The sequence below is a fragment of the Rhodococcus sp. AW25M09 genome (assembly GCF_000333955.1).
Classification (GTDB): domain Bacteria; phylum Actinomycetota; class Actinomycetes; order Mycobacteriales; family Mycobacteriaceae; genus Rhodococcoides.
On record NZ_CAPS01000144.1, the window covers coordinates 91,554 to 113,263 of the forward strand.

General features: G+C 63.3%; 24 protein-coding genes. 11 read left to right on the plus strand and 13 right to left on the minus strand.

The genetic code is table 11. The annotated features are described in order from the left end of the window. Positions 1-16: 16 nt before the first annotated feature. The 8 genes from RHODMAR_RS25745 to RHODMAR_RS25780 all read right to left on the minus strand — a co-directional run bounded on the left by RHODMAR_RS25745 (position 17) and on the right by RHODMAR_RS25780 (position 9,449). Positions 17-619 carry a hypothetical protein gene (locus RHODMAR_RS25745; protein ID WP_008720659.1) on the minus strand — a complete coding sequence of 201 codons (603 nt, stop codon included), beginning with the start codon at positions 617-619 and terminating at the stop codon, positions 17-19. After that, positions 619-2,208 (minus strand): peptidoglycan DD-metalloendopeptidase family protein, encoded by a 1,590-nt coding sequence (locus RHODMAR_RS25750; protein ID WP_008720660.1) that lies wholly within the window; start codon positions 2,206-2,208, stop codon positions 619-621. The genes RHODMAR_RS25745 and RHODMAR_RS25750 overlap by 1 nt, the downstream gene beginning before the upstream one ends. Beyond that, positions 2,205-4,382 (minus strand): hypothetical protein, encoded by a 2,178-nt coding sequence (locus tag RHODMAR_RS25755; protein ID WP_008720662.1) that lies wholly within the window; start codon positions 4,380-4,382, stop codon positions 2,205-2,207. The genes RHODMAR_RS25750 and RHODMAR_RS25755 overlap by 4 nt, the downstream gene beginning before the upstream one ends. Next, positions 4,376-6,901, minus strand: coding sequence for an ATP-binding protein (locus tag RHODMAR_RS25760; protein WP_008720664.1), 2,526 nt, complete (start codon positions 6,899-6,901; stop codon positions 4,376-4,378). Before RHODMAR_RS25760 ends, RHODMAR_RS25755 begins: the two co-directional genes overlap by 7 nt. Then, on the minus strand, positions 6,901-7,632 hold the full coding sequence (locus RHODMAR_RS27240; RefSeq protein WP_008720666.1) for a hypothetical protein: 732 nt from the start codon (positions 7,630-7,632) through the stop codon (positions 6,901-6,903). The genes RHODMAR_RS25760 and RHODMAR_RS27240 overlap by 1 nt, the downstream gene beginning before the upstream one ends. Positions 7,633-7,693: 61 nt before the next feature. After that, positions 7,694-8,026 (minus strand): hypothetical protein, encoded by a 333-nt coding sequence (locus tag RHODMAR_RS25770; protein WP_008720668.1) that lies wholly within the window; start codon positions 8,024-8,026, stop codon positions 7,694-7,696. A gap of 35 nt (positions 8,027-8,061) precedes the next feature. Further along, complete coding sequence (locus tag RHODMAR_RS25775) at positions 8,062-9,171, minus strand: conjugal transfer protein (protein WP_008720670.1); 1,110 nt, start codon at positions 9,169-9,171, stop codon at positions 8,062-8,064. Beyond that, positions 9,168-9,449, minus strand: a complete 282-nt coding sequence (locus RHODMAR_RS25780; protein ID WP_008720672.1) for a hypothetical protein — start codon at positions 9,447-9,449, stop codon at positions 9,168-9,170. The genes RHODMAR_RS25775 and RHODMAR_RS25780 overlap by 4 nt, the downstream gene beginning before the upstream one ends. Before the next feature lie 333 nt (positions 9,450-9,782). Between RHODMAR_RS25780 and RHODMAR_RS25785 the strand changes: the two genes are divergently transcribed. From RHODMAR_RS25785 to RHODMAR_RS25825, 9 genes are all read left to right on the plus strand, one after another. Then, positions 9,783-10,628: a hypothetical protein gene (locus tag RHODMAR_RS25785; RefSeq protein WP_008720674.1), complete on the plus strand. Its 846-nt coding sequence runs from the start codon at positions 9,783-9,785 to the stop codon at positions 10,626-10,628. A gap of 46 nt (positions 10,629-10,674) precedes the next feature. Next, on the plus strand, positions 10,675-12,105 hold the full coding sequence (locus RHODMAR_RS27245) for a cutinase family protein (protein WP_008720675.1): 1,431 nt from the start codon (positions 10,675-10,677) through the stop codon (positions 12,103-12,105). A 39-nt stretch (positions 12,106-12,144) separates the two neighbouring features. Continuing rightward, positions 12,145-12,717, plus strand: a complete 573-nt coding sequence (locus RHODMAR_RS25795; RefSeq protein ID WP_008720677.1) for a hypothetical protein — start codon at positions 12,145-12,147, stop codon at positions 12,715-12,717. Next, a complete protein-coding gene (locus RHODMAR_RS25800) occupies positions 12,714-12,974 on the plus strand; it encodes a hypothetical protein (protein ID WP_042940347.1) in 261 nt (86 codons plus the stop codon). The genes RHODMAR_RS25795 and RHODMAR_RS25800 overlap by 4 nt, the downstream gene beginning before the upstream one ends. Before the next feature lie 40 nt (positions 12,975-13,014). Then, positions 13,015-13,281, plus strand: coding sequence for a hypothetical protein (locus RHODMAR_RS25805; RefSeq protein WP_157226227.1), 267 nt, complete (start codon positions 13,015-13,017; stop codon positions 13,279-13,281). Then, positions 13,278-13,622: a hypothetical protein gene (locus tag RHODMAR_RS25810; protein WP_042940350.1), complete on the plus strand. Its 345-nt coding sequence runs from the start codon at positions 13,278-13,280 to the stop codon at positions 13,620-13,622. The genes RHODMAR_RS25805 and RHODMAR_RS25810 overlap by 4 nt, the downstream gene beginning before the upstream one ends. Before the next feature lie 250 nt (positions 13,623-13,872). Then, entirely contained in the window at positions 13,873-14,424 is a 552-nt protein-coding gene (locus RHODMAR_RS29325; protein ID WP_008720679.1) for a hypothetical protein, read from the plus strand. A gap of 64 nt (positions 14,425-14,488) precedes the next feature. Next, positions 14,489-14,794, plus strand: a complete 306-nt coding sequence (locus RHODMAR_RS25820) for a transposase (protein ID WP_008720680.1) — start codon at positions 14,489-14,491, stop codon at positions 14,792-14,794. Next, positions 14,746-15,684 carry an IS3 family transposase gene (locus RHODMAR_RS25825; RefSeq protein ID WP_157226235.1) on the plus strand — a complete coding sequence of 313 codons (939 nt, stop codon included), beginning with the start codon at positions 14,746-14,748 and terminating at the stop codon, positions 15,682-15,684. Before RHODMAR_RS25820 ends, RHODMAR_RS25825 begins: the two co-directional genes overlap by 49 nt. 441 nt (positions 15,685-16,125) lie before the next feature. On the opposite strand, the gene RHODMAR_RS25830 is transcribed toward RHODMAR_RS25825, so the two are convergent. The 3 genes from RHODMAR_RS25830 to RHODMAR_RS28495 all read right to left on the minus strand — a co-directional run bounded on the left by RHODMAR_RS25830 (position 16,126) and on the right by RHODMAR_RS28495 (position 17,850). Next, the gene (locus tag RHODMAR_RS25830; RefSeq protein WP_008720684.1) at positions 16,126-16,974 is read right to left on the minus strand and encodes a hypothetical protein; all 849 of its coding nucleotides are present in this window, start codon (positions 16,972-16,974) and stop codon (positions 16,126-16,128) included. 86 nt (positions 16,975-17,060) lie between these two features. Next, positions 17,061-17,225, minus strand: a complete 165-nt coding sequence (locus tag RHODMAR_RS28490; RefSeq protein WP_157226229.1) for a hypothetical protein — start codon at positions 17,223-17,225, stop codon at positions 17,061-17,063. Between the two features lie 457 nt (positions 17,226-17,682). Next, the gene (locus RHODMAR_RS28495) at positions 17,683-17,850 is read right to left on the minus strand and encodes a hypothetical protein (protein WP_198289539.1); all 168 of its coding nucleotides are present in this window, start codon (positions 17,848-17,850) and stop codon (positions 17,683-17,685) included. A gap of 564 nt (positions 17,851-18,414) precedes the next feature. Here RHODMAR_RS28495 and RHODMAR_RS25835 point away from each other — a divergent pair. Continuing rightward, positions 18,415-19,173: a hypothetical protein gene (locus RHODMAR_RS25835; RefSeq protein WP_157226231.1), complete on the plus strand. Its 759-nt coding sequence runs from the start codon at positions 18,415-18,417 to the stop codon at positions 19,171-19,173. A gap of 381 nt (positions 19,174-19,554) precedes the next feature. Then, positions 19,555-19,848: a hypothetical protein gene (locus tag RHODMAR_RS28500; protein ID WP_157226232.1), complete on the plus strand. Its 294-nt coding sequence runs from the start codon at positions 19,555-19,557 to the stop codon at positions 19,846-19,848. Between the two features lie 354 nt (positions 19,849-20,202). Here the strand turns inward: RHODMAR_RS28500 and RHODMAR_RS25845 are convergent, their stop codons facing one another. Then, entirely contained in the window at positions 20,203-20,571 is a 369-nt protein-coding gene (locus RHODMAR_RS25845) for an STAS domain-containing protein (protein WP_008720689.1), read from the minus strand. Between the two features lie 586 nt (positions 20,572-21,157). Beyond that, complete coding sequence (locus RHODMAR_RS25850; protein WP_042940352.1) at positions 21,158-21,646, minus strand: hypothetical protein; 489 nt, start codon at positions 21,644-21,646, stop codon at positions 21,158-21,160. Positions 21,647-21,710: the final 64 nt, after the last annotated feature.

The window sequence follows — 21,710 nt, forward strand, 5'->3', positions numbered from 1 at the left end:
CATGTGCAGCGAGAGGTCAGAAGTCGAGAGTGTCCACACTCCACCCGACTGCGGTCGGCACTGCCGATACCCACACGGTCGTGGTGGAGTCGACGGGGACCGTGGCATCCGAGGTAACGGCCGATTGCGTTATCTCCGCAACTCGATAGATCCGCTCGGCGGTATCTGCCGGGCATCCGGAGCAGCCGATCGAAACGGTCGCGGTGATTTCGGCGTCTTCTTCCTTCCACTGTTCCCACTGGGTGCCGGGGCCGCGCTCCGTCGTTGCAGGGGTGGAAAGTTGAGCCGCGAGGTTGTCGGTGAACCATCGGCGGGCGCGTAGAAACGCGTCGGTCGAGCTCGTGTCGGTACTGGGGTACCAGGTGAACGAGGTAGTCAGTGCTTGCCTGATCGCGGTCTCCGCGGCGGCGGCATCGCTGTTGGTCGGAGTGGGGATCTCGGTTGCCTCGACCGGCAGTGGGTCAGGTTCGGGTAGCGCCGGCGCGATCGGCGCGCTCGTTGTCTCCGGCGTCGCCGAAGCAGCATCATCTGGGTCGGGTGAGCTGCAAGACCAGGCGATCGCCACCACGGCTACAACGACGACGAGGACGGCTATAAGGCGTCGAGCGACAACGGACATCAGATCCTCCGAGCTTTCATTCCAGCCATGAGTGGAGCTTGTTTGACGACGTCTCCGGTGGTGGGGGCGTGAATCATTTGTCCGTCACCGATGTAGATGCCGACGTGCCCCGGGCCGTTCGCATCGAACGATCCAAACACGAGATCACCGGGCATTGCCTGATCGATCGGGATCTCCGAACCCACTCCCCACTGGGCCTCGGATGTGCGCGGCAACGTGATGTTCTTGCCCGAAAAATAGGCGAAACTGGTCAGGCCCGAACAGTCGAATCCCCCTCGGGACGGGCCGTTGACATCTCCGCCGCCCCAGACGTAAGGGGTTCCGAGGTACTGGCGTGCAGCCTCGACGACATTGTCTCCGTCAGCGCCGGTCGGGACGAACCGGCCTGCGGAACCTTGGGATGTGTACTGCGCCTGTCCGGCCAGAATCTTCGCAACATACGGCTGTGTTTGCGTCGTGTAGTCACCGCCGGACGGCATTCCACCGGCCGCGAGCACCGCGCCAGGGCCCGCGTTGTAGCCGGCAATCGTCAATGCCGTCGGGTCACCCTTCACTTTTCCTGCTGCGATGGCGGCGGTGATATCGCCGTTAATCGCGCACATGAAGTGAGCCTGTGAGATCACTGCATCGCCGATGGAGTTGGGGTCGGCGCGCCCGTCTCCGTCGTAGTCCTTGCCCCACGTCGCCCATGTACCCGGCATGAATTGCGCCGGCCCCAACGCTCCGGTACTCGACACCGGCGCGGACGGACCGTACTTGAACCCGTTCTCCGCAGAGAGCTGAGAAGCGATCAGCGGAGCACTCACGCCCGGGCAGACAGCTCCCGCTTTGCGGATCCACGGCTCGAACTCGGGCGGCACGGACCCGGCTCGAAGATCTCCGCCCGCCGTACCGAAGCCACAATCGACTACTGCACCGACGCCGGTCGCTGAACCATCACCGGCCGATTGCGGGCTTCCCGCCTGACCGAGTTTGATCATCGGGTCGATAGCGGTTCCGCCCTGTAGACGGCCACCTTCCCAATATTCGAAGTGCAGATGTGGGCCGGTGGATCCGCCGGCATTGCCGATGTCGGCGATATGGTTGCCGACCTTGACCTGTTGTCCCTCTTTGACGAGGACGCCGTTGGGATACATATGCCCGTACACGGTGGAGACCGGTTTGCCGTCGACGATCGAGTCGAGAACGATCCACATTCCGAAGCCTCGAGCGGGCCCGGCCTTGACGACAGTGCCGTCGAGAGCTGCGTAGATCGGGGTACCGATCGGGCCCGCGAAGTCGACGCCTTGATGCATCGTCCCCCACCGCTGCCCGAAGGGGGACGTCATCGTGGTCGTTCCATCACGAGTCGGCTTACCGATCGGACCGGACGGCGTCAACGGCGACGCATCCTCGCCACCGGTGCCGGAGGAGACCGTGGGAGCGCAGCCGTTAGAGCCCGACGACGTGACGATCACGATGACCACCAACGGAACGACAACGAGGACACCGAGAGCAGCGATTCCGACCGCCAGAATGAGCTTCCACCATCGACGGGGCGCTTTCGAGTCCGGCGACACCACCGTCTCAGGCGGGGCCACCAAGGTCATCGCCGTGCGCCTGAAGCAGCCCGATGGAGGATCTCCGTCGGATTCGTGGTGGCACCGGGTTCGACGGTCGGTCGTGCACGACGCGGAGTGCTCGACGCCCGCGTGGACCTGTCGGGAAGCAGTAGCGGCGAGCCCTCATCGGTGGAGTACTCACGGAAGCGTCCACCTCCAGGGCCTGTCACCGTGGCGCGGCTGACCCGAACGTTTCGGCTTCCAGGAGTCGACAGCGCCGGAGCGGTAGCCACCGGACGCTTGATACCGGGTGCACTCGTTGCCTTGTCGCCGTGAGAGCGGCCCGTCGATCGGTCACCGACGGAACTGGGAACCGGAGTGTGGGAGTGACCGGAGCCGCCGACCGACGGCGACGGGGGAAGGTCGATGTTCATCGGCTTGCGGAGCCGGGGATGGGTTTCGGAGGCCTTGGTCGTGCTGGCGCTGGCGGCCTCGGCGGCTTTGGCGTCGGTCCGTCGACCGACGACCTTCTTGACACCGGCCGTTGCAATTCTTCCGGCCGAGTAGACCACGGCAGCAGTTCCCAACGTGGCTGCACTGCTGGCGGCGGCCGTCCCGTCGACGAGAGCTTTACTTGCCTTGGCGGTTCGGGCCGTTGCATGGGTGGCTGTCTTGGCCAGTCCCTTTCCGCCCTGATAAGCCTGGCGGGCAACCTGCCCGGCGTAGGCGGCTTGGGCGAGTGGACTGGTGGGGGTCTTGGTCGATATGGCTGTCGGTGCAGCTCCCGGTCTACTTCCGAGTTTGCGCGCAAGAGCGTCGGAGGCTTTCCGTAGCCCCTTCACTGCGCGGCGGTAGAGAATGATGCCCGCGATCAGAACAATGTCGGTCAGGATGAACTTCATCATCAGCGGAGAGTCGCCGTCTCCTCTGAACAGCTGCCCGATCACGATCATGTATCCGACGAGGAACACCACCGCGAAGATGACGATGACCATCGACATCAGCACCGCTGCAAGGGTTTTCCACAATGCTCCGCGGCCGGCTCCGGGCAGGATTCCGATGACGGTCACCACGATCCCCTTGACGGCCGATGCGAGGGCGGTGAGGACCGCGAGGATGAGGGTGAACGCCAGAATTGTGGCGAATCCGAGCAGGATCACACCGGCCAGTAGCATCGCGATGCCGGACCCGACCTGTCCTGGTCCGGGGTGATCGGCGAAGTCCTTCATCTGTTTTGCGCCTTCGCCGCCACAGCCTTTGATGTTGTCCTTGAGGGTGTCTCGGGTGTTGCCGTCTGCTTTCTCGTGGCCGGCGTCCCAGGCTTGAGTGCAACGTTCTCCGTCGGGCGAGCCATCGATGACGCGGCCGAAGTTCAACAGTTGGGTCGGCTGCCTGATGAACGTATCGGCCATCTGCTCCGAGATCTCGTCGATGAGTTCGTCAGAACTCGACGTCGTATCTCCTTCGTTCGCCAGGCCTGCCGCGAGCTGCACTCCGGCGTCGCGCGCCTGCATGATCAGGCCGTCTTGTCCCGCGACTCGTTCGACTGGATTGGAGAGGATTCCCACTGCCGCAGCAGCGATCGCGGCTGCCATCAGGAGTTCGTACACTCCCGTCGTCCACCGTCCGCGAATGACCCACCACGCTCCGACGCCTCCAGCAGCAGTGAGAAGGAGCCCCGTGAGCTGGAATTGATCGGTGACCGTCTGCATCGCATCGCCGATCGAACGGAACGGCGCAGTGAGCAGCTCGAGCCATTCGAACCGCAAGGCGTAGGTGACGAACCAAATCGCGAAGCCGGTCACCCCTCGGTACACCTCGTACTCGAGCATGATGAAGGTGGAGAACACGGTGTACATCGGGTGTCCGACCGAGCCTTCGTCGATGGACATGAAGTAGTCCCAGACCAGAATTCCGTGAGAGTCACGAACGTCCATCCAGCTGAAGGTGCTGTTGCTGGGCAGGGTTTCACCTGGGTCGGCATGTGCTGGGGACGCCAGGGCGATCGCCAGCAGGCCGATCATGTGCCAGAGAGCGGCACCCGTGACGATCGCGCGGCGGATCCGAGATGCCACTACCCACTTGAAGACCGGGCCGAGGAAACGACCGAGAACACTGCACCACGACCGCGGGATCCACGACCACAGCACCAGTTCGAGAACCATCTTGACGCCGCCGCCAATCGAACTGGGCCGGTGCGCAAATCGTTTCGACATCACCATGTCGCCAACTCCGCAGCGCGCTCCGTAGTCGATTCCTTCGGGGTCGTACTCGCCGCTTGGTATCTCGCTTCCGATGCCGGAAGTAAGACCTTGATGCGGCCGACGTTGCCGGCAGGATCGCGCATGTAGCCTTCTCCGCGGCGATGCGGTGCGACGTATCCGTCTTTGCCTTCGACGGGCGAGGTGTTTTCCATCAGCTCCTTGAGCAGGTCGGCATCGTTCTCCCCGACGCCCAGCCACTTCAATGACTTCTGTGCGAGCCGCTTGTCTCTCTGTCGAAACACGATTCGGGTGGGGATGAGCCCGCGCAGCGTCTCGGAACCGAAGTCGGCTTCAGGGTCGTGCGATCCGAGCATTACCGCGGCATTGTGTTTGCGGCCGTCCCGAACGAAGTCGATGACGATATCGACGCCTTCGCTCGACCGCGTCAGGTGGTGGCATTCGTCGAGTAGAAACACTCCGAGCGTGTTGGGGTCCGCGAAACAAATGCCGCGGGCGATCTGCGCGATGAGGGTGTACATCATTCGCCCAACCCGCTTCTGGAGCGACATCTGCTTGAACAGATGCTCGTTCTCCACCTCACGCTCCGAGGGCAATTCCAGCGTGTGAGTGCGGAAGACGATGGCCCCCGCACGTGGATTGAACGGCTGTAGGTCCTCCCGAAATAGGGCTGCTGCATAGGATTTGGTGGCGTAGACCTTCAGCTTGCCGGCCAGCTCTCGCGCCCCTTCGAGGGTGCATTCGCTTTCTAGATGCGAGACCAGCCCCGGGGTAGCGAAATTCCCGAAGCGAGCGCGGTATTCCGGCTCGAGCACTTGGGACAGCAGAACACCCAGGCGATCGTCCGGCTGAAGTTGCAACAGCGGCAACAGAATCGACACCGCCACTTCGCCTCCACGGGCAGGAGAGAACAGACGAAGGGGGTCCATCGTCACGTCCGGCGCAGCGGTATCGACGACCACTGCGTCTGTGATTGCTTCTGCCCATAGTGCGTACTCCCCCAGAGGGGTTCGGTCGACCACGATGACCTGACCGCCGCGGTCGACGACCTGATTCCCACTGGTCTTCAGGTAGCCGGATTTACCGGCTCCCAGATCGCCACACGCTCCCACCGAGCCGGATACGTCACGTGACGATTTCTTGGCTATGTCGTGATGCACGACGCCGGTGCGCGCCGAGGAAATGTTGAGTGCGATCAGCGGTCCGTCTCCGTCACCGAGATCGTTGCGGGTGACCGGTACGTACGCGGCGAAATGTTCGGATGTGGTGATCTGCGCGAACTCGTTGCAAATCGATGGCGTCGGCACACCGGGGGTCATTGCCCAGAACAGCTCCTCCTGGAATCCGATCGGGGCCTGCAATCTATATGTCGAACTCTCGAACTCCTTCGCCAGCTCGCGCTGATATGCAATGGCCGTCTCTTCGTCCGCGGCAGCGACACAGAAGATGGTGGTCGATTGCACTTCCATCTCCATTGCGTCCGCCTCCAAAAGCGCGTTGTACTCCGCGAGGGCCACGGCGGCATCGTCGAGGACGCTGCCGGTGCTCAATTCGTCTTCTCGCTGGGTGTATTGATCGTTCATCTGCACCAAGGCGCGGCGGTTCTTCTTCAGGACCTCTGATGCGGCGGAGTTCTTGAATCGGATCGCCCAGTCGACGTCGACGCCGCCCAGGTTGTCCGCGAGAGTCAGGTACTCCGAGCCCGGAAACAACGTGCCGCCGGAAGGAGTGGCGGCGAGCACCAGGAAGCACTGATAGCTGGCCGGCGGTGGCGTCACCTCCCATGGTTGGTCGACTTTCAGCACGCGCGACAACGTCGGCGCTTTTGCCCGCCAACCCGATTCGGGGCGATCGCTTTGAGCCCCTTCGTCGAGCCGCGCGGCAGTGAAGGATCCTCGGGCGGTGCCTGCGGGATGCTCGGTAGCGGTGGGCATGTCGGTATCGAGGCCGAGGCCGCGCTGCAGAGCATGGTGGTGCAGCCACACCATCTGGGAAGGGGTTGCTGGAGTCGCGTCGTAGAAGGCAGGGATGGCCGCGGCGATCTGCGCGGCCTGAGCTGCACGGCGTTCCCTCTCGTCGATGGGAATCGAGGAGGGCGGCATCCCCAGCAGGTCGGCCACCGAGGACCATGCAGCGGAGGTTGCCGACTTGATGGTGTCGCCGAAGCTGTGGTTGGCCAGGGGGATGGACAGCCAGTAGATCCGCTGGCCGGGTCGGATTTCGTCCAGGCGGTCGATCGTGGCGTCGCATTCGTCCGCCCACGCGGGGTGAAGATCGAGATCGATACCCCGTTCCATGCGCTCGACGATGGCCATCGGGTCCAGGCTGACCGCGACACTGAGCAGGAGGGATTCTCCGGGAAGAGCGCGCAGCAGCATCTTGTGCATCGCCCGCGCGGTCTGTCGGTCCTCGATCGGCCGGTACCCGTACGGGATTCCGGTCAGGACGTAGTCCGCCCAGACAACCCCGGAGCGGGTCCAACGCAAGTTCGAGGTGATGAGCCTGTTTGGTTGTTCCATTACGCCTTCTCTCGGGTCGGGGTGGGGGCCGCTGCAGCCATCGCAAGCAGCTGCTGAACGCTGCTCGCCGGTGCCAGGTTGGCGACGTCGAACGCTTCGGCCGGGGCTGGACTCTGCGTGCGTTGGCGTGGGTCGTCCGATCGCGGCAGGGCTGGCGCAGGTGCGGTCTTTCGCTCCGGTCGCGGCTGGGTCAGAGGTCGCAACGCTGGTGCGGCCGACACTGTCGTGTCGTCGAGCTCCACCGGTGCCGCGGCATTCCGTACTCGACCGGGGGTTGTCCTGGTAAGTGCTGGGTCACCGATAGCAGCGCCATGGCTTGACGGGGCGTCGAGGATGATCACCGACCCCAGTACCGCGTGAGGGCGTTTGATTCGGATCGGTTCGCCGTTGATCTTCGATGGCGACATGGCTCCGGTAGCCGCGCGCCCGACACCCCGGACTACGGAGATCGGATTCCGTGCTCCCTGCGGTAGCCTCCCCAACGCCCACAGGGTGCCGCCGGCGACGCCGAGGAAGATGGCACCGTTGGTGATGACACTGCCCTGCGCCCACAGCGACTGGGTTAGCCACAGCAGTCCGCCTGCGATACCCGCGCCCACGAATTGGGTCAGGGTGTAGGGGCCGCCGGGTATCTTTCGGCCGTCCGGTGCTTTGCCGATCAGCTGCGGAAAATTCCGCGCCTTGGTGAACATCTTGACCACGCTCCGCGAGGAGGCCTGCTGTTCGGTCATGGTTGGTCACCCTCCTGCGGGATCCGTTGAATCGAGGTGTTCGTGGGTTGGCCGAGCAGGGTCAGATGAACGCCGCGATCGGATCGGGCACCACCACGACCTCGCTGCTCTGGGGCGAGGCGGTTCCGGGGAGCTCGTCGCCGACGCTGTCCTTGACCGCCGTCATGTTCCACGTCACCCAGATCAAGGCCCCGCCAACCACGATCGCCACCAATGTCTTGGCAATGGCGAATTGACTTTTGAAAGCGATGGCGGCGACAAACCCGATGACTCCGACAGCTACGACAGCGCGAATGAGGTCCTGCACCTCCGTGGTCTTCTGGTTCGCCCATTCGATGATTCCTACGGCGATGACGGTCGACGACGGATCGGCCAGGAGCGAGGTAATGGTCATTGTTCGTACCTTTCGGATGGGGAGAGAGCAGAGCATCAGTTCGGTTGAGTCGGTGCTGCGGAAGAGCCAGCGGTAATGCCCGATGCGGTCGAGGTCGGCACGGCCGTGGTCGGGGTTGCTGCACTTGCACCGGTCGAGTTCGCAAGCAACGGCATCGGGTCGAGCGCGGACACCTCCCACCGGCCGCCCCTGGCGATCGCAGTCAGCGGATATTGCACGGTCGAGCTCTGTGCTCGTTCAGTCGCTGTGACGGTCGCGGTGGCGAGCACCCGTACCGTCGCGCCGTCGGTCGGCGATCCGGACGCACCCGTCGAGAAATCGGTGTCCGAGACGAGGTCGGTGATCTGGACACTGGTGTACGGCGCGGGGGTGACGGCGCGAATCGGTGTGCCGGGTGAGGTGTAGCGCGAAATTTCTCCGGCACCAGCCACCATCGCTGAGAGGAACTGGCCGATCGACTGGGTGAGCGAGTGATCGAGGCCGACCCGGAATCGGTAGCCGAGCGTGATGTCACCGCCGGTCGCCGGGGCCGCTACAGCGGCGGGGACGGCTGCAGCCCGCGCGTCGTCCCCCACGAACACGACAGGTACCGAGAAGTAGCGGCGTTCCGGCGTCGCGGCCGGGTCGCCCCCGACCGGAACCACCGAGACCGACACGACGATCGCGTAGTTCTGGCCGGCCGCCTGTAGCGGTCCACCTTGCGACGTCGATCCTGTAGAGCCCTGATTTCGCGTCGGTGGATCGATTGCTTTCACGCTCGCGATTCGAGGGTCGGACGCGGTATAGCTCGCCTGAGCCGGAAGCGACATTCCGTCCGTGCGGACGAAGCGCGCGAGGGCTTTCTCGTCTCCCCGCTTCGATTGCAACCACGTCAACACGAAGTCCTGCGCGAGGTCTGTCGCTGCTGCCTCACGAGCTGTATCGACGAGGGGCTGAGTGTTTGCTTTGCTCTGGATCGGCGTCGTGGACCCGACGCCGGCCAACACCAGAGCCAGTGCCACTACTCCGGAGCCGATGGCCGCGAGCAGACCCCACTTCATGGCCTTGGTTGCGGTCGCTTGTTTGCCGGCCCACTGATGAATCTCGGTGGTCGGCGCAGCTTCTGTCGGCTCGTTCGAGCCCTTCTTGCGGAGACCGATCTTCATGAGATCTCCTCGCGCCGAGACGGCTCGACCGTGGCGGCTACGAAGCCCTCGTCGACCAATCGCAGAGCGCCTCGACCGCGGGTCGCCATCATCCGTTCGAGCGCTGCCCTCGCCTGCTCGGCCGGCTCACCGAGCACGACATCGCGGACCCGGCTGGCGATCTCTTCGCTGAGTGGATTGTCGCCAAGTTGCGCCGCGAGGCCGCGGATCTCTTCGGACACCGAGTGCACGCGAGCGGTGTCCGAGAGCAATGCGGCCGACGGATCGTGGTCGTCCATCCGGGGTCCTCCTGTCGGTAGCCCGCCGTGTACGGGCTTCTGAGAACAGGTAGATCCCGTCGAGTGCGGGTCTGTGACACAGCCGACCGGAAATTTCTCGAACTTTTTTCACCGCCCCGCGCCGTCTCGTCGGGCTGTTATCACCGCGGCCATGTAACCGCAGGTCACGGCGGTTCATGTCGAACGCGGGGCGATGCCGTTTTCCGGTGCCTCCAAGCCCGACGGGTATAACAGCGAGACCGTTTCAGGGAAGAATCCGCAGCTCAGCGGATATAAGGCGCTGTTTGTGTCAGAGGCGATCGAACTTCAGTTGTCTCTCTCAGGAGCGCCCCCGTGACCTCGCCGCAGCCTTCCTCGCCTTCCTCCACTCCACTCGGATACAGCACGTCGCTGTTTTCGGCGATCAACGCCGAGTGGACCAATCTCTGCGTCGACGCCCTCGCATGCCGCGAAGTCCGCTCGTGGGCAGATCGACATCCCGCATGGTCTGCCGCTCGCTCCGTGGCCGACATCGCTGACCTTGCCGCTCTGGACAGTGACGCTTCCCTGTCCCTGCTGCTCATCGAGCACAGTGAAGGGAGCGCCCTCGCCGGTACAGTTCTGGTCCGATTGATGCTCCCCAAGCTGATCCGAATCCATCGCTACGCGCGGCTGGACGGAACCGATCACAGCCGCGAAGAACGCGCCTCTCGCACCATCGCCGCCTTCTATGAGGTGATCGCCACGTACCGATTCGGCGGCACTGGGATTGCCGGGGCGCTCTCGCTTCGGACGCTGGGGCTGATCACCAAGACATGCGAATCCGCGGTGGAAACGCCAGCCGAACCCGACCAGCTCCACCGGGTGGCCGACGGATCCAAAGACCGCACAACCAGCAATCCGTGTGAGGTATCGGCACGGGAATTGCATTCGGTTCTTGCATGGGCGGTGCAGTCCAAGACCATCACTGCCGATGAGCACTCACTTTTGATCCGTGCGTATCTCGTCGCCGAAGGTGCCGATCTCGTAGCGCTCGCCGTCGAGGAGAACTGCTCTCCGGCAGCTCTCCGACAGCGTTTGAGCCGCGCTGTCGCGCGCGTCCGCGACGGGGTAGCAGCACGCACCGGCAACACTCCCTCGCCGGGAAAGCGGACGTTCTTCTACACCCGATCCCACCATGAGTCCGCCTCGGCGAGCTGAAGTCCACCACCATCAACCCCGCCCTCACCTACGAAGGACGCTCATCATGACCGCATCTCGTACACGCAAAAGGATCGTTGTCAGCGCAGTCGGGCTCGCCGTCACTGCCAGCATCGTCGTCATCCCCTCCGCCATCGCAGACCCGCAAGCCGGTGCCCCGGCATGCCCGGACAACATCTTGGTGGCCATACCCGGCACCACGGAAACCAACGAGCAAGCCGACCCGAATGTGCCAGTGGGAATGCTCCGCAACGTCGTGGAACCACTCAACTCCGAGTTCTCATCCCAGGAACTGCAGACCTACACAGTTCCCTACGTCGCGACGATCGTGAACGACAAAGCCCAGACCTACGGAACCAGCAAGAAAGAAGCGATCGACCGCGCATCGCAACTCATCTCCGAGAAAGCAGCCGAATGCCCGGGCACCAAATTCGGGCTGACCGGCTTCTCACAAGGGGCCGACGCCGCGGGAGATCTGGCCAGCAAGATCGGAAACGGCGAGGGCCCGGTGAGCGCCGATCGCATCTTCGCCGTGGGCCTGATGGCCGACCCCGGCCAGAGTCCGACGGCCGGCATCCAGCTCGGAACCAAGACCACCGGCAACGGCTTCGTCGGTGCGCGACCCGAGGGATTCGGCACTCTCAACAACATCACCGCCAGCGTGTGCGACCCCGACGACACTTACTGCAACACCCCCGACGATGCCATCGCCACGCAATTCGTCGGGCAACTCGGATCGAAAATCGACGCCTCCGATCCCGCATCCTCGGTTGCCGGCGTCGTCACCACACTTCTCGGCCTCGACGGACAACCCCTGACCGACACACTCGGCAAACTGAACACCGCAGTGACCACAGGCAACATGCTCACCGTCCCGCAGCTCGCACTCGACCTCGCCGGCAACGTCTCCACACTGAGCGCAAAAGTGGCAGAAATGACCATCCCCGGGGCAGACATCGCCCCGATGGCCACCACCGTCTCGCAGCTCACCGATGCAATCCACCGCGGTGACATGTTCGCTGTTCCGGGCCTGCTGGCGACCCTCACACCCCAAGTCATCACTTTCGCCAGCCAATTCAGTTCGATGATCGGGACCGTGGTGTCCAAACTGCCCATCAACGAATACATCGCGATCGGCACCACCGCAGCTCGGATCTCCACCAACGCAGCCGCCCAGAACTATGTGGCACTACCGGCCGATCTCGGCAAACTCGTCGGCCAGGTCAACAACGCGGTACGCAAAACACTCCGCGCCCTCCCCCTCGACGAGTTCCCCCTTTTGAACCGACTGGCCGACGATCTCACCCCAGGCCGTGTACTCGACGAAGTGCTCAACTACGCCACCTCTCTCGCCACCGACTCGCACAACTCTTACGCGAGCAAGCCGATAGCCGACAACGGTCGAACCGGTGCAGACGAGCTCACCAATCTCTTCCGCACCCGGATTACCAATCCCACTGCACAGATTGCTTCGTAGCCGACCTACCTCGCCACTCGAACACAAGGAACCGTCACGATGCTGACAGAGCTGGACGACCCCAACACCGACATCGCTGTCCGCATCGACGCGCACGACGCTGGGGGCACCCGAACGTGGCACCCCCAGCGTGACGGTCACCTCCTCCTCAACGCCGCACCACCGGCGTCGACGCGCCTCGCGCACACCCTCACAGAGACCCTCAATGCCCACACTCCGCACGTCTGGATGGTCACGGTGAGGCCGCGGACGGCCCCCACGTTCGCGCGGGCCTCGGACAACGACCACAATCCCGTCGCCGTCATGGACTCCGTATGGCGGTTCACCACTCAACGCAAAACTCTGATCGACAACGGTCAAGCCACCACCCGGGACTTCACTCCCGCATACCTCGTCATCGATTCGCTCGACGACGTTGTCGCCACCCTTCGCCGCACCTGCAGACGCAGCCTTCAACTACTGTCCGCCATCGCAGACCGCGGACACTTAGCCAACGTCTACCTCGCTGCCGTCACCGATCTGCCGGCACAAGACGCTCCCGCAAACCCCTGGACGGACCTCAACGCCACGCGCCTGGCGACGGACCCGCGTCGGCGCGTAGAACAGCGATGAACGAGCCGGCAGCCGACGTCGACAAGCTCGACTCACTGTCGAAGCAGGCGGCACTGACTGCGGTTGAATCTGCGGTGGTGCTGGCAGCACTCTGCCTTGCGATTGGCGTGGCACGGTCACCGGCCGGTGCTCGGCCACGCGGTACCGCCGCAATCCTCAGCAGAACGGCCGGGGCCGTCGGAACGGTTTTCGGCTTCACGGTAATCGGCCTAAGCATGTACTTCCTCGGCGTGGCAGCAGCATTCACAGCCGTGTGAAACACGTTCGCACACAACGCTCGACACACATTCGACAGAAATGAGTAACAGCATGATCCTCACCATCGCCGGAAGTTCTCGTCGTCGGCAGCGCGACCGACTCGCAACAGCACTGCGGGACACCGACCCACGCCACTTCACTGCCGACAACGCCGCCGCTATCGCGGTACGGGTCACCGAACTGGCACTGACCCCATCACCGCGGCGCGATGACCGATTCGCCTACAGCCCCGCCGAGCGCGAGACACTACTACGTAGCGCCCAAGTCTTCGCCACCCTCGCCGCAGCACCGGCGGCACAGTCATGAACGCCCGCAGCCGCATCATGAAGCGGGCGTCGACCCGGCACATCATCGGTACCGACATCCCCCTACCCACCGGCCCGTCGCTGATCACCTCAGCTGCGCAGGCAGCCGCTGCCATTGTCACGACGGTCGCGATGCTCGGTGCGCTGGCCTTCATGGCGATGCTGACGACAAGGTTGGTGCATCTCACCCCGGACCCGGGGTGGTTCGGAGACTTCACTGCCACGGCGCATGCGATACACCGGATGAACGTCATCGGCGGGTACGTAGTGCTGTTCGACCTGGTGTGCATGGCGATCCTCGCCGCTGTCCACGTCCACGCGGCCGCAACCCAGCGGCGCTGACCTCAGCACACGCGAATCCAGTGAAATCTGAAACACGCAGGCATGAACGGCAACTACCAACTCGTCCCCGGTCCCCCAGGGCCACTCGATGGAGAAACTGCCGATCTAGGTGTTCTTCCCGGGGACGGTGTGGACGGTCAGTCGCTCGATAGGCGACTTACTATCCGGGGCGGTTCTGGTCTTTGCACGAGTGATCGACGACACGGCAAGCGCGAGTACGGGTGTCGGTCGATCAGCTTACGATCGACCGATGTCCCTACCTCCGCCTTCGGTTCCGGATGGGTCGAGCACCGCCGACGTCTCAGAGTGCATTGTCCTATTCGACGGCAGCGTCCAGATCGACTACGGCCAGTTCTACTTTCGATCCTCTGATGGCCAGGGCGGGTGCGACTTCGATGGAGCTTTCATCGGTCAGCGCAACGGGTTGTGCGGTGCAGCAACGCCAGGCCAGCTCGTCCTGATCACCGGGCCTAACGTAGGCGATCCGCATGTGCGCGCCGAGCTCCACACTCGCGAACCCGCTCTCGACGACCGGTGGGAGGACATCGTGGAAGCGACCATGATCGTCCCTGAGCGTTCGGCGTACTCCATCGTGGAGTTGGGTGGAGACGCACTCGGAGATTCCACGTACTTCTCTGCAGGGAGCTACCGGGTGCGGTACAGCGCCTCGGGAACGGACGATGCCCATCCCGCATCCACCAATTTCGTCGCAGATTCCGATGATTACTTGTTGCAACTGTGGCCGGCACACACCGCCCCGGATCGAGTGGTCAAGCAAACTAGCAGTTCAGCGGCCTACTGAGGTTCCCCCCGGATGGTGGACACCGAGATAGCGGGACCGATAGTTCCGCTGGAAGGATGTCCCCATGTCCCGCAAACGCAGGTCGTTCACGACCGAGTACAAGGTCGAGGCCGCCCGTAGGGTGATCGATTCCGGCCGCACCATCGCCGAGGTCGCCCGCGAACTGGGCATCAACGAAGGCCTGCTCGGCCGCTGGGTTGCCGACGAACGCCGCCGGATCGAAGCCGCCGCCACCTCGGGTGATCAACCGCTCACGGCCGCGGAGCGTACCGAGCTGGCCCGGTTACGCCGACAGGTCTCCGAGCAGGAGAAAGACATCGCATTCTTGAAAAAAGCGTCCGCGTACTTCGCAGCCAATCAACAAAAGTAGAGCTCTACACGTTGATGGCCGCGGAGTACGCGAACTCCGCAGTCCACCGGATGGCACGCCTGCTCGAAGTGTCGACATCCGGCTTCTACAAACACCAAGGACGCAGTGTGACAACTAGATTGGCGCAGCGGCAGCAACGTCGAGCCGATCTGGAGGCGAAGATCCTCGCGATCCACCAGGAGTCGAAAGGCGTCTACGGAGCACCCCGAATCACCGCCGAACTCCACGACCGGGGCGAGGTGATCACCGAGAAAACCGTCGCGAAGATTATGCGCTCCCTCGGCATCGTCGGCATCAGCCCACGCACGTTCAAGATCCGCACCACCGTGGTCGACCCGTTCGCCTCGTTCCCCGACGACCTGGTCCAGCGCCGGTTCGATCAGGGCCGCCTCGACGCGGTGTGGACCTCCGATATCACGTACCTGACCTGCGGCGAGGGCGACATGTACCTGTGCGCCATCAAGGACGAACACTCGAAGAAGGTCCTCGGGTGGGCCGTCGCCGATCACATGCGCACCGAGCTCGTCCTCGAAGCTCTGGACATGGCTGTCGCCGAACGCGGCGGCGATGTCGCGGGCACAATCATGCACTCGGACAGGGGAACTCAATACACCGCCGCGGTCATGAAGCAAGCGTGTGAGCGGCACGGGTTGCGGCGCTCGATGGGCGAGACCGGCATATGCTGGGACAACGCCGGCGCGGAGAGCTTGTGGTCGACGTTCAAGCACGAGTACTACTACCGCCACACGTTCGCATACAGGACCGAATTGGTTGCTGCAGTTGACAACTGGATGAACTTCTACAACACTCGACGACGGCACTCCACAATCGGAATGCTCAGCCCCCACAGTTACGAACAGTCACTGAACGCGCCCATCATGGCCGCGTAACCACTGTCCACTTTTCGGGGGGAACCTCATACTGGCACGCGTATTTCTCGCAGTAACAACACTTCACTGGCTAGAGACCTTCGGCACAGACTTTCAGCGCCGTGGCGACACGGAATCGTCCGCAAGAGCCTTCGTCATGGTGGCCTGCACCTGTGCGATCGCACTGTCGAATTGGTTGAAACTTCTGTGTCGCAGTACATCCCACGTCATCGAACCTGACAGAGCAATCAATGGATAGAGCCTGCTTCACTCCAGCCCGGACGATGAGGCTCCAAGACCTGAGTGCCGAGGGCACCGCCCGGCCAGATGGACAATGGTCAACTGCAAAGCCCGTCTACAACACATTCACTTTCACCGACATCGGTGGATCGACAATGCGGCGGGTGGGTGGCTCGAAGGTGGTGGGCCAGGAGTCGAAGATGCCGGCGGAGTTGTCGGTAGTCATTGCGCGGCCGCGAGTGGTCGTCGGCCGGAGAGGTCGCCGGCGGGCGCGGGTGTCCAGCGCAGACCGTGCTCGCCGAAACTTGGGGCGGTGAGGGTGTAGCGGCCGGTGCGGTGCTGCGTTCCGCGGCCGTGGACGGCGGTTTCGAGGGTGATCGACCGGATTCGACCTCTCCCCTGCTCGATGCCGCCGTAACTGTGGACGGTCGATGCGATGGTGAGATCGATACCCGGCATGTGTCCGTCCGTCAGGATCAGAATGCTGCCGTGCCGACGATTCCTGGCAAGCAAAGCTCTTGCGCGCGTGGGTGGTACGTCACGGCCGTGCACGGTCGTCACGACCAAATCTACCCCGTCGAGACAAATCGAGGCGGCGTCGAGAGGGTCCGTCGATCCTGGATTCACAAGATGAACTTTTGCGAGATCGCCACCGTGTTCGTGGACAGCGAGCAAACTCAGCCTCGGTTGGCCGATGAGGGCGACGTGATGGCCGGCGGCGGACGCTTCGGCAATAAGGGCGATCATCATCGATCCGGCGCCGGTGACGGTGATGGCGGTTCCACGGGCGAGGGCACCGCGTGGGAGCAGTTCGGCCAGTGGACGGGGCACGGGCATGGTCCGCAGGGTTTTGCCGCGTACAGCGGCGATGAGCGGTTCCGGATCGTCGTCGACGACCGGCGTGACCCGATCGAGGGGTTCGACCCGATCGGGTGCGGTGATGGTGGGCAGGTCGGCAAGCGCGTGGTCGCGGCGGCCACCGGGGACGGTGGCCATCCGGCGACGGAGGACGTCCAGCTGGGCGCTCTTGTCGAGTCCGGTGAGATCTTCGATCGCGTCGACGGTGGCCATGGGATCGACCTTTCGCCGTGCCGGTAGGAACTACCGCCAGAGTATCGAACACCCGTTCGAGTTGTCGAATGTGCTGGTGAGGTCGGTCAGCGGGGAACGGCGTGGCCGTCGAGGTCCGCCGAGGTGAAGGTCCAGGCGAGATGCCGGTACAGGCCCAGGGTGCGTTTGACCTGGTCGAGAGCTGTGACGACGGTCGGGTGGTCGGGGTCGTGGCCTTCGTCTCGGACGGTGGCTCGTTCGTCGTGGTCCATACCTGTTTGGACGCAGCCGGGCTCTAGTTGGTTCCGGCAACAGTCATTCGCGTGAATGACTGGACGAGCATGGAGTCCGACCAGACGGCGCACTGAACAAGGCCAGCGCCGCCGCGACGATCGTCCGCAAGGAATGGCTGACGAAACTGTCGCGTTTCGTTAACCTGGAGTAGGTGCCCGCTCTTCAAGGGTCAGGGTGTGCGGCCGGCCACCGAGTTCGCTTCGATGACGGGGGGCCTCGACGGTGTCGTTCGCAGTTAGGCGCGCCAGCGGCGAGAGGATCGGCTCCATCGTAAGCTTTACCTTGACAACTGACCGACCGACCCGAATGGGTCACCGTCGCCGCCGGCTAGTTGTTCAGCACCGGGATAATGCCTTCGTTCCTTCTCACCGGCGCTAGGGGCTTGAGGTCGGAGCAGGCATCGACAGACCGCGGTGCAGCCAGCTACGACCGTCCTCAAAATTTTTCGATGGCGATTGGAATACCGCGCCCGATCGTGATGAACGACTGCCCCGAAAGCTGGAAAAGACCCTCGACCTCCTTACCCAGTTCGTCGAGCAAATCTTTGCCGGTCGTGTCATCGACCTCGAAGGTCACTCCGTCGTAACGGATTCGGTAGCCCATTGTGATGTCCTGTCGTCGATGCCAGCGGTCCGAGCCGTGAATGCCGCCGCATATGCAAGGCTACTTGCCAGCTCCCCGCTTCATAGCCGAAAGCGTCACCGACGCCGGTCAGCACACCGGTCTCCACGATGTCGCGCTTGTCTGGGTCCACCACACGCCTCCCTGTCACGAGAGCAGGATGAGCGATTGCGCAGCTGGTCTTCTGACTCGAAATATCAGTAGACCAGGGGCATTCACTCGCAAAACGCCAGCAGAGTGTGCAGTCGCCTGGCTGGTCGACCTAACCGATCGAGTTCGGTTGCGCACGGGCTTGCCTCCTCGACGGTCATTCGTCGAACTTTCTAGGCTGGCACGCTCCTCGGGTCAGCCCCGCGATCGGCGAGAAGCCGGTCGTGTTTCACATTATGTCGTGCAATGCTGCAGGCAATTGTTGCACCACTGGCAGAGCGGGCATCGTTACCGACGCGCGGGGGGGCTGTTTCAGGCTCTCTGCCCGGAGCATTGATCCACCCTCGGACGGTGTGGCGGCACTCGACGCACCGTGCATCGTCCTACAGTTCGATCATGAACTCGCCCAACACAGGTGGCGTTGATCGGCAAGGTGCGAGCAGACTCGAGGTCACGCGCACTGCGGGCGGTGACGACAACGGAGACGATGTGGTCGTTCGTGTGACCTTCGGAACCCGCTCTTCTCGGCTCGGCGGTGGCCACAAACAGGTCGGGGACCCGAATCGTGGTACCGATCTCGATGACGACGAGGTGTTCGAGGGTCTGGTGATCGAACTGACGCCGCGACAGCGCCGGTTCGTCGAAGTGGCTGCATGGACTCTCGCCGACGATGTCTACGATGCGATCGAAGATTTTCGCCGCCACCCTGATCTTCATCGCCGCCCCGAGGAGGCAGCGCACGGCATTTCGATTCTCAGTGAGTTCCCTCCCCTGACGTGGAAGCAGTCGGCGTCCTGGTGGCGTCAGCAAGCCCGATGCTTCGACGATCTCGCGATCGAGGCACAGAGCGGTGATCCCGAACCTGTCTGTACCGGAGAGGAAATGGCGCTCCACCTGGTCCTCGGTCGAGCGCGGGCAATGGCCACCGACGAGTCCGATCGCCGTATGGATTTGGTCGGCGGCATCGCCGCGCACGACAACGACGACGATTGGGATGCTCCGCTGGACTTTCTGTTCCAGGACCACGATGTGCTCACATTGTTCGACAGTGATATCGAACCGCATCCTGGTGCAGTCAATCTCGTTCCCGCGGAATGGTTCACCCCGTTCGCGGACAGTGAACCACGCACACCGGATCGCGGTTTCAGACGCTGACAGTCCACCCCGGCGGAAGGTAGATCCCGGCGATCCACGGGGCCGCGCGCCCGGCACCGCGTTGGCAGAGCCCCGTAGTTCTCGGTTTCGAGCCAACGTGGCCCGAGACAGCGAGAAGTGAGCGAGCGTGTGCAAACCAGGGGTGGAAGCACATCGATTCTGATGGCGGGGTATCGATCGGGCTCGTTCCGATGTGGAAGTGGCGGTGAAGTAACACGGGCCGGCCTGCCCTGCGATGTACAGGACACGTGCGTCGTTGCCTGCGACTGTTCGCAGGTCCTGCAACGCGCGTGTGGATTGCCGGTTCGAGAGGTGGCCCGGCGATCTGTGTGCCCGGTGCCCGGAAGAGGTTGCCGGGCACACAGACAGCCCTATCGCATCATGCACAGGTCAGCGGTGGGGCTGTTCTGGTTTCTCGTGAGCGCCTGTCGCTGTACCGCGATGATTCGGTCGGCCGACGAATCGTTCTTCGGTGGTCGAGACCATTGCGCCGATGCCATCGGTCAGGATGCACCGCACGGTGAGGTTGTCCCCGAACAGGGTGCGGTCCGCAGCGACCAGGAACAGATCACATCGCAGTCGATCGTCACCGCGGACGGGTCGGTGTTCGCGGCCACGGTGACCGACATGTTCGAGCAGATAATCCCCGACGTCCTCGAACAGATCCAGCAGTAGTCGGGCAGCCTCGCTGCGACCGATCACAGCTGACGGATGCGCGGCGGTCGTGCTCGGACATTCGTAGGCCGCGATCGACAGTGAAGTGTGCTCGCCGTGCAACCGGTCCGGCACGAGGTTCCCCAGCACAAGCCCGACATCGGTTAGTTCGGATCGTCGGTGAGAACCGAGCAGCGCGCTCAACTCTCGTAGCGAGGGCGTGCGGTCTGTGCTGCAACCGGAGTTCGCGTCGGTCATCTGGCAGGGCCGTCTTGCCGCACGGGGTCGGACCTGTTGTGTGAGTGAACGGTCATGATCACCGATATGGTCCTGCGGTCATGGCACGTACTTCGTCTAGTGACCTGGCACTTTTCATCACGGCGTCAGCGATGTCAGGGCGTCCGCGAGGTCGGCGTGCAGAGCGAAGGTCTCGTTCAGCCCCATCAGTATCAGCGGCCGACTCGTAGTGGGACCGTCGGCCACCACAGCGAACTTCGAGACCCCCTGCACTCGCAGGTGCGCGTCGATGAGAACTGTCATGGAAACCGCGGCGAGGAAGGACACCTTCGTGAGGTCGATGATCAGGGCCGATGGTGTGGCCTCGGCGACTGCGGCATCGATCGACACGATCAGGTCTGGGGTGGTGCGCAGGTCCAGGTCACCGCGTACGGACAGAACGGTTGCAGTTCCGACTCGTTCGACTGCGATGTCGAGAGGGCCGGAACCGGCCGCGTCGTTCTTCATGACACACTCAACACCTTTCACCTCGGCTCACCCGAAGTACCTGCACCAGAAGACATCCTATCCATGGACCCGATCCGTGAGCCGCGGATTCCATCGACGCCCGAGCCGTAGTGAAGACCGTGGGTCGTTCGGTCCACCGCAGATCAGCCGACGACCGCGGCGCGCCGGTACATTCGTACCGGAACCGGTGCACGCAAGTGTGTGCAATGCTCGAGATCAATACACCACCCGGCTTCCTGACCTCGATGTTGCACACTCGGTCGCTGCGCTGCGGGTCCGTAGTGTAATAGGCAGCCGCGCTCGGACACCCGCATCTACCGGGCACCCCACACCCACACTCCGGCACGGGTCATAGGTTCGCGTCTGTTCTCGCTCGGGACCGTCGTCTGGACGCCCGTACCGACCGGGTCACCTGAATCGCTTCTCCGACAACGAGAACGAACAGTGCGCCGATGAGCACGATCAGGGACACTGCAACAACGCCAATCAATACCGGATACATCGGATTATGAGGCCCTTCCTCGACTTCTTCGCCCGCTCGAATCTTCTTCCCTGGACGGGCGTCGCCGCGTCCGACGACAGTTGGTCATCGCCCGATGGGGAGTGACCCTGACAACGTCCGGCTGCGTGCAGGCACACGTGTACGTGTACGCGGGTGTCGGCGAATCCGGTGCAGCAGTATCAGTCCGGTGATCATGCCCGCGGCGACGATACCGATCAGTAGCCCCACCTGCTGTGACCGCACGGCGTCGGAGGTGTCAGCAGTGCTGACACCTCCGAGCTGGGCTTCGGCAGTGGACTGTGGACCAGCGACAACGTCACCGTTCCGAGCCGCGTGGTGTGGAGCCGAACCGACTCCGTATCCGGCTTCACCGGCGGTGCCGCTGATCGTCCGGCGGCCATCAGCAGTGGGTTCGATAGGTTCGGTGGGGTCGACAAGTGCATGCCTGCCTTCCCCTGATCGGGGGTGCTGGACACCGCTCGCTGCGCGTGCTCCGTCGCCGGTTGCCGGTCCCGCCGACTGCTCGGCTGCCCGCTGGGCGACGTGGTCGTCATCGCGTTCTCGATCCGGCATCGGGGGCCTCTTTCCTCGAAATTCTTCTGTACACGGTAGGACGCCCGCGGCGTCGAGGACCGAA